At 51.1% G+C, this 14,138-nt stretch carries 15 protein-coding genes; 11 read left to right on the forward strand and 4 right to left on the reverse strand.

Annotated features, from left to right (window positions below):
- Positions 1–47: 47 nt before the first annotated feature.
- From H6G45_RS19390 to H6G45_RS01420, 11 genes are all read left to right on the forward strand, one after another.
- Positions 48–527, forward strand: a complete 480-nt coding sequence (locus H6G45_RS19390) for a YidH family protein (RefSeq protein ID WP_347338233.1) — start codon at positions 48–50, stop codon at positions 525–527.
- 48 nt (positions 528–575) lie between these two features.
- Entirely contained in the window at positions 576–1,919 is a 1,344-nt protein-coding gene (gene dnaA / locus H6G45_RS01375) for a chromosomal replication initiator protein DnaA (protein ID WP_190595868.1), read from the forward strand.
- A gap of 337 nt (positions 1,920–2,256) precedes the next feature.
- Complete coding sequence (psbD, locus tag H6G45_RS01380; RefSeq protein WP_010872429.1) at positions 2,257–3,315, forward strand: photosystem II D2 protein (photosystem q(a) protein); 1,059 nt, start codon at positions 2,257–2,259, stop codon at positions 3,313–3,315.
- Positions 3,299–4,681, forward strand: coding sequence for a photosystem II reaction center protein CP43 (psbC, locus tag H6G45_RS01385; RefSeq protein WP_014407100.1), 1,383 nt, complete (start codon positions 3,299–3,301; stop codon positions 4,679–4,681). The genes psbD and psbC overlap by 17 nt, the downstream gene beginning before the upstream one ends.
- A gap of 502 nt (positions 4,682–5,183) precedes the next feature.
- Positions 5,184–5,432, forward strand: a complete 249-nt coding sequence (locus tag H6G45_RS01390; RefSeq protein WP_190595869.1) for a hypothetical protein — start codon at positions 5,184–5,186, stop codon at positions 5,430–5,432.
- 131 nt (positions 5,433–5,563) lie between these two features.
- On the forward strand, positions 5,564–6,100 hold the full coding sequence (locus tag H6G45_RS01395) for a phycobiliprotein lyase (protein WP_190595871.1): 537 nt from the start codon (positions 5,564–5,566) through the stop codon (positions 6,098–6,100).
- A 45-nt stretch (positions 6,101–6,145) separates the two neighbouring features.
- Complete coding sequence (locus tag H6G45_RS01400) at positions 6,146–7,096, forward strand: serine hydrolase (protein WP_190595873.1); 951 nt, start codon at positions 6,146–6,148, stop codon at positions 7,094–7,096.
- 9 nt (positions 7,097–7,105) lie between these two features.
- Positions 7,106–8,467: a H(+)/Cl(-) exchange transporter ClcA gene (gene clcA / locus H6G45_RS01405; protein WP_190595875.1), complete on the forward strand. Its 1,362-nt coding sequence runs from the start codon at positions 7,106–7,108 to the stop codon at positions 8,465–8,467.
- 229 nt (positions 8,468–8,696) lie between these two features.
- Positions 8,697–9,257: a sigma-70 family RNA polymerase sigma factor gene (locus H6G45_RS01410; protein WP_249214047.1), complete on the forward strand. Its 561-nt coding sequence runs from the start codon at positions 8,697–8,699 to the stop codon at positions 9,255–9,257.
- Complete coding sequence (locus H6G45_RS01415) at positions 9,247–9,633, forward strand: hypothetical protein (protein ID WP_242017992.1); 387 nt, start codon at positions 9,247–9,249, stop codon at positions 9,631–9,633. The genes H6G45_RS01410 and H6G45_RS01415 overlap by 11 nt, the downstream gene beginning before the upstream one ends.
- Positions 9,634–9,689: 56 nt before the next feature.
- On the forward strand, positions 9,690–10,196 hold the full coding sequence (locus H6G45_RS01420; RefSeq protein ID WP_242017993.1) for a Spy/CpxP family protein refolding chaperone: 507 nt from the start codon (positions 9,690–9,692) through the stop codon (positions 10,194–10,196).
- A 14-nt stretch (positions 10,197–10,210) separates the two neighbouring features.
- Here the strand turns inward: H6G45_RS01420 and H6G45_RS01425 are convergent, their stop codons facing one another.
- From H6G45_RS01425 to H6G45_RS01440, 4 genes are all read right to left on the reverse strand, one after another.
- Positions 10,211–11,677 (reverse strand): FAD-binding domain-containing protein, encoded by a 1,467-nt coding sequence (locus H6G45_RS01425; RefSeq protein WP_190595884.1) that lies wholly within the window; start codon positions 11,675–11,677, stop codon positions 10,211–10,213.
- A 24-nt stretch (positions 11,678–11,701) separates the two neighbouring features.
- Complete coding sequence (gene rimI, locus H6G45_RS01430) at positions 11,702–12,178, reverse strand: ribosomal protein S18-alanine N-acetyltransferase (RefSeq protein ID WP_190595886.1); 477 nt, start codon at positions 12,176–12,178, stop codon at positions 11,702–11,704.
- Positions 12,178–12,552 (reverse strand): hypothetical protein, encoded by a 375-nt coding sequence (locus H6G45_RS01435; protein ID WP_242017994.1) that lies wholly within the window; start codon positions 12,550–12,552, stop codon positions 12,178–12,180. The genes rimI and H6G45_RS01435 overlap by 1 nt, the downstream gene beginning before the upstream one ends.
- Before the next feature lie 143 nt (positions 12,553–12,695).
- Positions 12,696–14,027 (reverse strand): NAD(P)/FAD-dependent oxidoreductase, encoded by a 1,332-nt coding sequence (locus H6G45_RS01440; RefSeq protein WP_190595888.1) that lies wholly within the window; start codon positions 14,025–14,027, stop codon positions 12,696–12,698.
- Positions 14,028–14,138 lie beyond the last annotated feature (111 nt).

A 14,138-nucleotide genomic window follows, 5' to 3' on the forward strand; every position in this document is an offset into this window, starting at 1 on the left:
CCCCCTTAGCCGTCGGATAAATCCTTGGTTATAGTCGTCAAAGTTCCGTGGGTTGGGCTTTGAGGAGGGGTTTTAGCGCCCAGGGCCATGATGAACTGCAAAGTTACCTGCCAGCAGAATGTATGGATAACTATCCGCCGCCGCCAGAACCCTATAATTTAGCCAATGAATTGGCCAAGGAACGGAACCGGGCCGCCGCCGAACGAACCTTAATGGCTTGGATTCGCACCAGTCTTTCCTTGATTAGTTTTGGCGTGGGCATTGACCGCATTGTCGCTGCCATCCACGGCGCGTTTCCGGGAGGCAGAAATGGTTTTCATTTATCCCGGACTTTGGGTTTATCCTTTATTATCATTGGCACCCTGGCCCTACTGGCGGCGGCCATCAATCACCGTCAAGATTTGAAGCACATTGACCGGGGACGCTTCACTTACCAGTCCCGCCTGTCCATTAGTTTTGTGGTGGCGATCGCCTTGGTGGTGGTAGGAACGTTTGCTTTTTTAGCGATTATGTTCCAGTCGCTTTAGGCAGTTCGAGTTTGCCAATAGGCTTTTTCTTAACTACGTGTATCTTTAATGGTCTCCTGCGAAAATCTTTGGCAACAGGCCCTGGCCATCCTGGCAACCCAGTTAACCAAACCGGCTTTTGACACTTGGATCAAGACCTCAGTCCTGACCTCCTTGGGGGAAGGGGTGGCCACCATTCAGGTGGAAAACGGCTTTGTCCTCAACCATTTGCAAAAATGCTATGGCCCACTGCTGATGGAGGTGCTGACGGACTTAACTGGGCAGGAAATCACGGTGGAGTTAACCACCGACGGTCTAGAGCCCCACAGCTTAACTCCTCGCCAGTCCCCCCTGAAGGTGGAGGCTACGGCCAAAAATTCCACTGCCCTCAATGCCAAATACACCTTTTCCCGTTTTGTGGTGGGACCCACCAATCGCATGGCCCATGCCGCTTCCTTGGCAGTGGCGGAATCCCCCGGGCGGGAATTTAATCCCCTCTTCCTCTGTGGTGGCGTTGGTCTGGGAAAAACCCATCTCATGCAGGCGATCGCCCATTACCGACTGGAAATGTATCCCAATGCCAAAGTTTATTACGTTTCCACAGAACGATTCACCAATGACCTGATCACCGCCATCCGCCAGGACAATATGGAGGATTTTCGGGCATATTACCGCAGTGCCGACTTTCTGCTCATTGACGATATCCAATTTATTAAGGGCAAAGAGTACACCCAAGAGGAATTTTTCCACACCTTCAACAGCCTCCACGAAGCGGGCAAACAGGTGGTAGTGGCCTCTGATCGGGCGCCCCAAAGGATTCCTGGCTTACAGGACCGGCTCATTTCCCGTTTTTCCATGGGTTTAATCGCTGATATCCAAGTGCCAGATTTGGAAACCCGCATGGCCATTCTGCAAAAAAAAGCTGAGTACGACAGGATTCGTCTACCCAAGGAGGTTATTGAGTACATTGCCTCCCATTACACTTCCAATATCCGGGAGCTGGAAGGAGCCCTAATTCGGGCGATCGCCTACACGTCCCTATCGAGTGTGGCCATGACAGTGGAAAATATTGCGCCGGTGCTCAATCCCCCGGTGGAAAAGGTGGCCGCCGCCCCGGAGACCATCATCAGCATCGTGGCCCAGCACTATCAATTAAAGGTCGAAGAACTACTCAGCAACTCCCGCCGCCGGGAAGTTAGCCTGGCTCGTCAAGTGGGAATGTATTTGATGCGTCAGCACACGGACTTGAGTTTGCCCCGCATTGGGGAAGCCTTTGGTGGCAAGGACCACACCACCGTCATGTACAGTTGCGACAAAATCACCCAACTACAGCAAAAAGATTGGGAGACCAGTCAAACCCTCACTAGCCTCAGTCATCGCATCAATATTGCCGGCCAAGCCCCGGAATCCTAGACCCCTGGCGATCGGTGATTATGAGAATGAATATGTCAAAATGTAAAATATTTGCTAATAATATGTAGATGCGTTTCGGCAAGGAACGCCAACATCAGTGCAGGTTTGGCCCCTGTGGCCCGGCTTGCTACCCATAAGAAAATGGCATCAGGAGAACAAATATTGTTCCACCGACAGGCCACATTTGGGTTTTGGCCAACCGCTCTACCTTAGCGGTGTAGTTTCCAATCGTCTCGTCTTATTAGAGAATGGAGTCTAAATGGCATAACCCAAATTACAAAAGCCTCCTTTAGAAATTCTTGCCTTTGATGCTAGCTACGCAAGAGGATTTGCATTTATGACTATTGCAGTCGGACGCGCCCCAGTCGAAAGAGGATGGTTTGATGTCCTCGACGATTGGCTAAAGCGTGATCGTTTCGTATTTATTGGTTGGTCTGGTTTACTGCTCTTCCCCTGTGCCTTCATGGCCCTGGGGGGATGGCTCACCGGCACCACCTTCGTTACTTCCTGGTACACCCACGGTCTAGCCAGTTCCTACCTAGAAGGAGCTAACTTCCTGACCGTGGCGGTCTCTTCCCCCGCCGATGCCTTCGGCCATTCCCTCCTGTTCCTCTGGGGACCGGAAGCCCAAGGTAACCTGACCCGCTGGTTCCAAATTGGTGGTTTGTGGCCCTTCGTTGCCCTCCACGGTGCCTTCGGTCTGATTGGCTTTATGCTGCGTCAGTTCGAAATTTCCCGTCTGGTCGGCATTCGTCCCTACAACGCCATCGCTTTCTCTGGTCCCATTGCGGTGTTTGTCAGCGTCTTTTTGATGTACCCCCTGGGACAATCCAGTTGGTTCTTTGCCCCCAGCTTTGGGGTAGCGGGAATCTTCCGGTTCATTTTGTTCCTACAAGGGTTCCACAACTGGACCTTGAACCCCTTCCACATGATGGGAGTAGCAGGGATTTTGGGCGGCGCCCTATTGTGTGCCATCCACGGTGCCACGGTGGAAAACACCTTGTTTGAAGATGGGGAAGATTCCAACACTTTCCGGGCATTTGAACCCACCCAAGCAGAAGAAACCTATTCCATGGTGACCGCCAACCGTTTCTGGTCTCAGATTTTCGGTATTGCCTTCTCCAACAAACGGTGGTTGCACTTCTTCATGTTGTTCGTGCCGGTAACTGGTCTCTGGATGAGTTCGGTGGGTATCGTTGGTTTAGCCTTGAACCTGCGGGCCTATGACTTCGTCTCCCAGGAACTACGGGCAGCGGAAGACCCGGAATTTGAAACGTTTTATACAAAAAACATTTTGTTGAACGAAGGGATGCGCGCCTGGATGGCTCCCCAAGATCAACCCCATGAAAACTTTATCTTCCCTGAGGAGGTTCTCCCCCGTGGTAACGCTCTCTAATACTTCGATGGTGGGGGGACGTGACCTTCCCTCTACCGGTTTTGCTTGGTGGTCGGGAAATGCCCGACTGATTAATCTCTCCGGTAAATTGCTTGGTGCCCACGTGGCCCACGCCGGTTTGATCGTTTTCTGGGCCGGGGCCATGACCCTGTTCGAAGTTGCCCACTTCATTCCCGAAAAACCCATGTATGAACAGGGTTTAATTCTTCTGCCCCACATTGCTACCCTGGGCTGGGGCGTTGGTCCCGCTGGGGAAGTGACTGATATTTTTCCCTTCTTTGTGGTAGGGGTACTGCACTTAATTTCTTCGGCAGTTTTAGGTCTTGGGGGTATTTACCACGCCCTCCGTGGCCCGGAAGTGTTGGAAGAGTATTCCAGCTTCTTTGGCTACGACTGGAAGGATAAAAACCAGATGACCAATATCATTGGTTACCACTTGATCCTGTTGGGTTGTGGTGCTTTATTACTGGTCTTTAAAGCTATGTTCTTTGGCGGTGTGTATGACACCTGGGCCCCCGGTGGTGGGGACGTGCGGGTGATCACCAACCCCACCCTCAACCCGGCGATTATCTTTGGCTATCTGCTGAAGGCGCCCTTTGGGGGAGAAGGTTGGATCATCAGTGTCAACAACATGGAAGACATCATCGGTGGTCACATCTGGATTGGTTTGATCTGTATTTCCGGTGGTATTTGGCACATTCTCACCAAGCCTTTCGGTTGGGCCCGCCGTGCCCTGATCTGGTCTGGGGAAGCTTATCTCTCCTACAGCTTGGGTGCCCTTTCCTTGATGGGCTTTATTGCCTCCGTCTTTGTTTGGTTTAACAACACTGCCTATCCCAGTGAATTCTATGGCCCCACCGGCATGGAAGCTTCCCAATCCCAAGCCTTCACCTTCTTGGTGCGGGACCAACGTTTGGGCGCTAACATTGCTTCTGCCCAAGGCCCCACTGGTTTAGGTAAATATCTGATGCGCTCTCCTTCTGGGGAAATCATCTTCGGTGGTGAAACCATGCGTTTCTGGGACTTCCGTGGTCCTTGGTTGGAACCCCTGCGTGGCCCCAATGGTTTGGACCTCGACAAGCTCCGCAATGACATTCAGCCCTGGCAGGTACGTCGGGCGGCTGAATACATGACCCATGCTCCCCTTGGTTCTTTGAACTCCGTGGGTGGGGTAATCACCGATGTTAACTCCTTTAACTACGTTTCTCCCCGGGCTTGGTTGGCTACTTCCCACTTTGTCCTTGGCTTCTTCTTCTTAGTTGGTCACCTCTGGCATGCTGGTCGTGCTCGGGCCGCAGCCGCTGGTTTTGAAAAAGGCATTGACCGGGAAACTGAACCCACGTTGTTCATGCCTGACCTCGACTAGATTGAGACTTTTCTGATTTTGCAAAGGTTTTGCTTTAGTTAAACCCAATTGATTAGTGTCCCCTGCCCATTTGGTGGGGGATTATTATTTTTAAGATAATCCTATTTTTTGGAGTGAGGCTAGTTACCTATTAGACGCGCGACTCGAAAGTTGTTCAGGGGAGTTGGAAAGGCTTCCAAAAACCTTTCCTCGCTGGTGTTTAACTGGATGGGGATGGCCCCTTTGGAATGTTCAAACACTAATGGGAGGGTAACCAATGCCGACCCCTTTAGCGAAAACAGGATGTCTCAATAAGCGAATACTACCGACCGAAAGTTAACCGGAATCCATATTTCAAGACGCTGCTTGAGCCGTATACAGTGAAGGTTGTATGTACGGTTCTGAGGATAGGGATCGGAATATAACTAAAACTTGCTCCTTTACCCGATCGTTAGATACTCTGTTTAGGTAGCAAAAGCGTAGCAGCGTTACCCATTGTTTTAAAGTATTGAAGGAATTTCTGATGACCTCTGACAACACCGATCCCAAACAACATTCATCTTTAAAAGTTATCTATCGTTTTTTGGGAGGGGCTACAGTTGGCGCCCTTGTACTGCTAATTCCTGTGACATATTCGACATTTGACAATTTTGGACTTGTTCAAGTAGGTGTTGCATTATTGCTAGTTACATTATGTGGCTTACTGTCAATTGTTTGGGGTGAAAAATTTATTGACGTGGTAATGCGAATGCTGAATGGCACTGGTCTCTAGGCGAGTGCAATCAGGTAGTTTATTTAGACTAACTACTGGGTTGTTAACGCCAATTTCTGCAGATCCCCTGCCATCGATTCACCCCCAATAGCCTAAAATGAAGCCTGTTGCCCCCGAGAAGCTTTTTCGCTATGCAGTTTTTGGACTTTATCACCGCCTGGGAAGGAAAATGGCTTTCCCAACGTACTAACTATAGTTTTGAGCAAAATGAAGCGGGCAATGACAAATCCGATGTGACAGTGCAACGGTGGGATAGTCAAACTGAGCTAGGGCAATCGCTCCAGGCCTTGGCCGGTTTAGACCATGGTGAAGGATTAATTATGTTGCAATTAAGTTGGGACACTTCCGTGGACTGGGGTAAGCCCAAAAATATCGGCTCCATTTACTACGGTTTTTTGCCCGATGGCGATCGCCCGGAACAGGGTCGGCTTTGGCGGGGCAGTGGGGATAGGAGCAAAGTGTTCCTGCGCGGGGATTATCACCTGGGGTCAGACGAGTGTTTGACCTTGAATTTACAGGACGGAGAAACTCGCCTGACGGAAAGGCATTGGTATGCTAGCCCTAACCTACGACTCCGCACCAGTCTGATCCAAAGGAGGGGAGGTTATAGTCATAGTGCCTTCTATTCCGATATCCGGCGTTTACCTCCGGCGGATCAGAACAATTAGCAATGGCTAACCTTGGCCAGAAATTTTTCCTTTACCCGTTTTTCCATGGCATTTTTTCAGCAAGATCCGGCCCTGGAGGATATGGCCCAGGCCATCCTTGAAAGCACCTGGCAGACCTTTCCTACTTTGCAACGGGACCAAATTGCCCTGACCTGGTTAGTTTATGACGCGCCGGTGATGGTCAATACCGGAGGGGCGATCGCCGCCAATGAATTTTGGCAGTACCCCGTGCGGGGCTTTAGTTACCGGGGCATTGAGCGCATTTATCCCGCTAGCGTGGTGAAATTGTTTTACCTGGTGGCCATGGCGGAATGGTTAGAAGGGGGCATGGTGAAGGATTCCCCAGAATTGGAGCGGGCGGTGCGGGATATGATCGTGGACTCCAGCAACGATGCCACCAGTTTAGTGGTGGATACACTCACCGGCACCAGCAGTGGGCCCATGTTACCGCCGGGGCCTTTTGAAACCTGGCAGCAACAGCGCAATATTGTGAACCGTTATTTTCAATCCCTGGGCTGGGAGGAGTTGCAAAATATTAATATCAACCAAAAAACCTGGGGCGATGGTTACTACGGCCGGGAAAGGGCCTTTGTGGGAGAACTGTACGAACAGCGTAATATGTTAACCACCAACGCTGTAGCCCGGTTGCTGCACAGTATCATTGGCGGTGTGGCGGTGTCCTCAACCCGTTCCCAACAGATGATGCAATTGCTCAAGCGGGATTTGAACGTGGCTCCGGCCCCCCCGGGAGAGGATAACCAAATTACCGGTTTTCTCGGTGAAGCATTACCCAAAGATGCCCAAATTTGGTCCAAGGCCGGTTGGACCAGCCAGGTGCGCCATGATTGTGCCTACATTGAAATTCCCCACCAGAGTCCCTATCTGTTGGTGGTGTTTACTGAAAATTGTGCCCTCGCTGGCGATGCCAAGGGCACGGCTGAAGCCGCACGCCGTTTACTACCGTTTATTTCCCAAGCCTTCGCCAATGCTTACTAAACCAGACCTATGGCTTCCTACTTTGAAAGGTCAAATCGACGCTGGTTAGATAGACTGCCCAGAAATTTAACCGACAGTGCCCGTTCTCTCCATCCCCGCACCCTCTTGGCGGCCATTGTGGTGGGGCTGATTACCGGAGCAGTGGGAGCCGGTTTTAAGTCTGCTGTTAATAATGTGCTCCAATGGCGATCGCAATTGGCCAGCCTTTTGTCCCCCATTCCTCCTTTGGCTTGGTTAGTGACCGTTTTGGTGAGTGGGGGCATGGTGGCCCTCAGCTTTTGGTTGATGAAGCGCTTTGCCCCGGATACCAGTGGCAGTGGTATTCCTCAAATTGAAGGGCATTTGGACGGGAAATTGCCCTTGATCTGGCAGAGGGTATTGCCCATCAAACTGGTGGGGGGCTTTTTGTCCCTGGGGGCCGGTATGTTGGCTGGTTTTGAAGGGCCAACCATTCAAATGGGGGGAAGCATTGGGCAAATGATAGGAGGCTGGTTGAAATCTAGCCAGGAACATCAACGAATTTTAATTGCAGTGGGGGCCGGGGCCGGTCTAGCCACCGCCTTTAACGCCCCTTTAGCGGGTATGGCGCTGATTGGGGAAGAAATGCGGCCCCGTTTTCGCAGTCAAACTCTGGCCTACCACGGACTACTGTTTGGCTGTGTGATGGCCACCATTGTGCTGCGGGTGATTCGGGGACAATCCGCCATTATCAGTTTGACCCAATTTAAACGGGTTCCCCTGGATTCCCTCTGGATGTTCATCATTTTGGGCATTTTGTTTGGGGTCATGGGCTACGCTTTCAACCGGGGTCTATTCAAACTACTGGACTGGTTTGACCTCCTCCCTCCCCTGGCGGTGCGATGGAAAGGTTTTATCCTCGGTTCAGTCATTGGGATTTTGTCTCTATTGCCCTTACCCCTCACCAATGGCGGGGACAATGCCGTGCTCTGGGCTTTTAACAGCCAGTCCCATTCCTCCACATTAATACTGATATTTTGTGGCCGGTTCCTGTTAACTCTGATTTGCTATGGCTCTGGGGCGATCGGTGGTATTTTTGCTCCCATGTTGGGTATTGCTTCCATTGCTAGCGTTGTCATAGCGCGGCATTTTCATTTACTATTTCCCGCCCAAATTCCCGAACCCGCCGTGATGGCGATCGCCGGTATGGGGGCTTTAGTTGCTGCAACGGTGCGGGCTCCATTGACAGCCATTTTGCTCACCATTGAAATGACTGATAACTATTTTGTGATTTTGCCTCTGTTGGTCACCTGCCTAGTGGCTAGTGTGGTGGCGGAAGGATTGGGGGGTAAACCCATTTATGCAGTGTTGCTAGAGAGAACTTTAGCCAAACAGAAACATGGGAAAGATTGATCAGAAAAATGGATTTAAAACCCCATCCTTCAGGAGATCTTTATTGGTTCTCCATGTAAATTCCCAGAGTTCGAATTGGGCCCCTGCCAATAACAGCCGCAAGAAAATTTAGCCTTCCCTTTGAACCTTGGGCTAACCCCTTCGGTCTAAACCCCCGTAACCGCCAAAGAGGTAGGTTTTGTTGGTTAAGCCCTTAGTCAATCCAGCGGTGGGGGAAAATGAAGCTAGCATTATCCAGCAAAGTCAGCAGGGTGATGCCGAGGCCTTTCGTCAACTTTATCGTCGGTACCAAGCTAAAGTCCGTTCCACCCTTTATCAACTTTGTGGACAGCATCAACTCGATGACCTAGTTCAGGAGGTATTTTTCAAGGTGTGGAAAGGATTGCCCAAACTCCGCAATCACAATTTTTTTGCCACCTGGCTTTATCGCATCACCTGGAACGTGGCCCAGGATGCCCGCAAACAATTAGGGCGATCGCGCCAACGGATTCATCAACCAAGTTCTGCCTTAGCTGACAATGAAGGGGAAATCTCCCTGCAATTGTCTCGGCCAGAGGACAGCCCCGATCTGTTGCAACTCCACTACCAGGATTTAGTGCAACAGGGCTTGGCTACCCTCAGTTTTGAGCATCGCACTGTGTTGGTGCTCCACGATCTGGAGGACTTGCCTCAAAAGACCATTGCGGAGGTACTCAATTTGCCTGGGGGCACCATCAAATCCCGTTTATTCTATGCCCGGCGAGCCATGCGGGAATTCTTGCAACAACAGGGAGTTCAAGATGTCTTTTAATTCTTTTAACGCCGACCAGGAGGGTAAACTAAAGCATTTTTTGCAGGCCCATCGCCCTGGGATTCCCGCCCCATCACTGGAATTGGAAAACCAAATTTTGCAACGGATTAAGCAATGTCCCCGTCGTTCCTTCGTTCCTGGTTTTTCTTGGCAATGGCTGGGGGGAGGAGTTCTACTCGTCGGCCTAGTGGGGGCAGGACTTTTCGGTTGGCGATCGCCGATGCAAACGGCCCGGGAACCGGACATGGCCGAACTAGAAGCTTTTCTCCAGGAAAGTTGGTCTGGGGCCATCTATCCCGACAGCGTTAACGGCTTAGGAGCCATGGATAACCCTAACCAGGAATGGTGGTTACTGACCGATTCCCCAGGGGAGTAGGACTATTTTTTGCCATTTTTACCTCTTCACTCAATTTTTCAAAGAACTTGATCACCATGAAAAAGATTATTATTGCTAGTCTGTTAACCGGCTTAGCCTGTACTATGACCGCTGTCCCCGCCATGGCCCAAAACCAAAATTTAGATTTACATTGGCAAAGTGGCGACGAAACCGAGCAATCGATCAGCCAATGGGGCTGGGGCAACAAAAAGGGAGGCCAAGGCCAATGGATGCAATCCCTAAATTTGACTGATAGCCAAAAACAGCAACTGGAAGCTATTCGTCAAAAGTATCAGGGGCAAATGCAATCCCTATCTGAACAATTACGCACTAGCCAAAACGAGCTGCGCACCCTGATGGCCGGTAATGGCAGTGACAGCGAAATTCGAGCCAAACATAGTCAAGTAGCCAACTTGCGTCAACAACTGGGAGAACTGCGCTTCAACAGCATGCTAGAAAGTCGTCAGGTGTTAACCCCGGAACAACGGCAAAAGTTCTCTGAATTAATGCAGGAACGTCGTAATAGTCGCCAGGGTCGCCGGGGCATGGGCAGTCAACAATAATGGGGGGCTATGGACTATTTGACCAATTGATAACGCCGTTTAAATTCCCGTTGTTGCTGATTGTGGTCCACTATGGGGTCTGGATAGTTAACAGCTCGCCTTTCAATGGGGGAAAGTTTGCCGGTTAACAGATCCCCTGTGTCGAAGGATGCCAATGGGGGTAACCAAGTGCGGATATATTCCCCCTCCGGGTCAAATTTTTGGGCTTGGGTATAGGGGTTAAAAATCCGCAGGGGTTTGGGGTCCATGCCACTAGAAGCACTCCATTGCCAACCCCCATTGTTGGCCGCGAGGTCACCGTCATACAGGGTCTGCATAAAATACAATTCCCCCCATTGCCAATTGAGAATCAAATCCTTGGTTAAAAAACTGGCCACAATCATCCGGCAGCGGTTATGCATCCAGCCCGTTTGGTTTAACTGGGCCATGGCCGCATCGATGATAGGGTAACCGGTCTCCCCGGCGCACCAAGCTTGGAAATGGTCTTGGTTTTCCTCCCAGGGAAATTCCTGAAACGGCGATCTATAGGGCCCCTGGGCTAAGGCGGGAAAGCTGTAAAGGCAATGTTGATAAAATTCCCTCCAAGCTAGTTCCTGTTGCCAAGTTTCAATGCTGGCCCGGGCTTCCTCACTGCGACTTTGGTCCCAAGCTTCTAGGGTGGCTTGCCAGAGGGTTCTGGGGGAAATAACACCAAATTTAAGGGCGGCGCTCAGTTGGGAAGTGCCATCGAGGGCAGGGAAGTTGCGGGTTTGTTGATATTCCTCTAGGACATTGGCCACAAACCAGGCCAATCTTTCCTCGGCCGCCTCTTCCCCTGGCGCTAATGGGAGGGGTTGGTCCCAGCTAAAACCCAAATCCGTTAACTGGGGTATGGCCTGGGGGCCCAAGGGGTCTAATTTTTCCTGTTCTGCCGCACTTAAACCCTGTAGATCCTTGGGCGTGGACACCGGACTTGCTTTGGGTAACTGACGCCAATTTTTCCAAAAGGGAGTGTAAACCGTGTAGGGGCTACCTGCTTGGGTGAGCACTTCCCCCGGATGATGCATGAGTTGATCCCATTCCGTGGCGATCGCCAAACCCCGTTCCCTTAGGGCTTGGGCCACTGCTAAATCCCGCTGTTGGGCGTAGGGTTCCGTATCCAAGGTCCAAGTAACACTGTGGGCTCCCAAGGTATTGGCCAATTTGGGCAACAACTGCACCGGATCTGCGTGAAAAATCAGCAGTTGACTACCGAGACGTTGGTAATGGTCATGTAAAGACTGTAGGCAACCGAGTAGGTAAGCAACTCGGGCCGGAGCCATAGCCTTAGCTTGCAGAATTTTGTTATCCAGACAAAAGACACCGACAATTCTGGCTGTTTTTTGCCGGGCCTTGGCCAAAGCTAAATGGTCATGGAGACGTAAATCCCGACGGTGCCACAGCAAAATTAGGGGGTGGTCAGACTGGTCAGACATGGGCAACAAAATCAACTGCTCCCCCATTGTGCCGTTTTCCCTGGTTTGTTACTAGGCAGGGGGGCTCAAATGGTTTTTCCAGAGAATTAGAGCATCTTCTCCATCGGGATAGTAACTCTTGCGACGTCCCGCCAACTGAAAGCCAAATTGATGGTAGAGGTCCATGGCTACGTGGTTGGATGCCCTCACTTCCAAAGTAGCCCGTTCCAACTGTCGGTGTGCCGCTGTGGCCAAAAGGGACTGGAGCAGGATTTTTCCCAATCCCTGCCGCCGATGGGCCTGGGCTACGGCCAACAAGGTGATGTGGGCTTCCTCTAAAATTTGCCAAAAAGCCCCCATGGCCACCAAGTCTCCCCCAGTTGCTAAACGAATTCCCCGCAGAACGCTGTTATCGCTATCCCATTCCCGCTCATAACCTCCTAGGGTCCACATTCCTCCCAAACACTGCTGGTCTAACTGGGCAAAATGGGGCAGGTCTTCCCGATGGGGCCAAAAAAGGTCGTATTTGGGGCAGAGAAGCGGAACCATTAGGTCGCCACCTGCTCTTGCAGTTTTAATTCCAACTCTTTTAATTGTTGCCGTTGGGTTTCTAGTTCAATTTGCCGCTTGGTCAAATCTAAATTTTTGGCGGCCATTTCCTGACGCCAGGCCTCTACCCTCCTCTTTTCCTGTTTTACCAAAGAAGAAAGAGCTTGATCCGGGGTAAAACCATTGGCAGTGGGGACAATTTCCAAAATTTCCAGTAGCCAGTCCAGTCCATCCCGAATTTGTTCTACCTGCTGGTCGGCATCGGTTTGAACCAACACTAAAGACCCTTCAGTCCAATGGCCTGGGTTGCCCAGGGGCAGGGTAAAGTTGCTCCTTTGCCAACACTGATGATTCTGGCAACTGGCCAAAACCATTAGTTGATGGCAATTTTCCTACTGGTCAATGGTAATTTGGGCGAGGTGTAACATTATTTTCCCAGGCTCGGGCCCATAGCCTTATTCTCCACAGTTTAAGGCATTGTCTGATCAAGCTATGGTGGGGTTTACCGAATTGGCTCCTAGGGGCGGACTAATTCCTTTGGCACAGTGGAGGTGTTCTGGGGATTGGGGGTATCAGTGATGAGGCGGGCTCCCCGGCCTCTGGTGAAATAATTCCAGCCCCACTGCAACATGACAATTAGCTTGTTGTCGAATTCAATCAGGTAGTAAACGTGGGCCCAAACCCAGATCATCCAAGCTACCAAGCCAGTAAATTGGGCAAAACCAAGGTCAACCACCGCCTTATTTTGACCAATCACAGCCAAACTACCGTAATCCAGGTAACGAAAAGGGGCAGTCTCCCGATGCTGTAGACGATCGCCAATGAGCTTGGCTAGATAGGCCGCTTCCTGCATGGCAACGGGGGCCACACCGGGCAGGGGTTGATCGCCTTGGTGGGAATAATTAGCTAAATCCCCCAGCACAAAAATATTGTCAAAACTGGCCACACTCAAATCAGGGTTGACCACCACCCGGCCGGCCCGGTCCAACTCGGCCCCAGTGCGATCGCCAATGATTTTACCGAGGCCGGAAGCCCGTACTCCAGCGGCCCAGAGCACTGTTTTTGCCACAATGGTTTCACTCTGGCCATTGTTATGTACTGTCACCTGCTCCGGGTTAATGTCCGTCACCATTCTTTCGGTTAACACCGTTACCCCCAAGTCTTCCAAATCCCGTTGGGCCCGGGCTGACAGTTGGGGCTTGTAGGGGGGCAGTACCCGATCAACCCCTTCAATCAGCAAAATTTTTGCCTGCCTAGTGTCAATGCGATGGAAATTATCCTTGAGGGAACTGTGGGCAATTTCGGCGATCGCCCCGGCCAATTCCACCCCGGTGGGCCCGGCCCCGACAATGACAAAGGTTAACCAAGCCTGTTGCTTTTCTGGGTTACTTTCCTTTTCCGCTGCTTCAAAGGCCGCAAAAATCCGTTGGCGCATGGTCAAAGCATCTTCAATAGTTTTTAACCCCGGTGCCAGGGCAGCCCAATGGTCATTGCCAAAGTAATGATGACTTACCCCAGTGGCCACCACTAGCCAGTCGTAGGGGATGGGGGCATGGTCTTTCAGTACCACTTTTTGTTTATCTGGGTCAATGTCGATGGCTTTATCCATCAACACGCGAATATTTTTTTGGCCCTTCAGCACCCCCCGCAACGGGGAAGCAATGTCCGCCGGGGAAAGACTGCCGGTGGCCACCTGATACAACAAGGGTTGAAACAGATGGAAGTTTCGCTTGTCAATTAGGGTGATATCTACTGGCGATCGCCGTAAATTTTTTGCAGTGTAAAGACCGGCAAAGCCGCCCCCGACAATAACCACATGGGGACGACGGGGAGAGGTGGAGGCATTCATAGCAACGGCAAAAATATTACGATTTGTTAATGGTAATCATTTCCCTGGGGCTTACCAGTAATGGTTGTTACAAAGATTCCGATTATTATTGGGCAAACCCTGACTCCAGCT

The sequence above is a fragment of the Synechocystis sp. FACHB-383 genome, assembly GCF_014698605.1.
Taxonomy (GTDB): Bacteria; Cyanobacteriota; Cyanobacteriia; order Cyanobacteriales; family Microcystaceae; genus Synechocystis; species Synechocystis salina.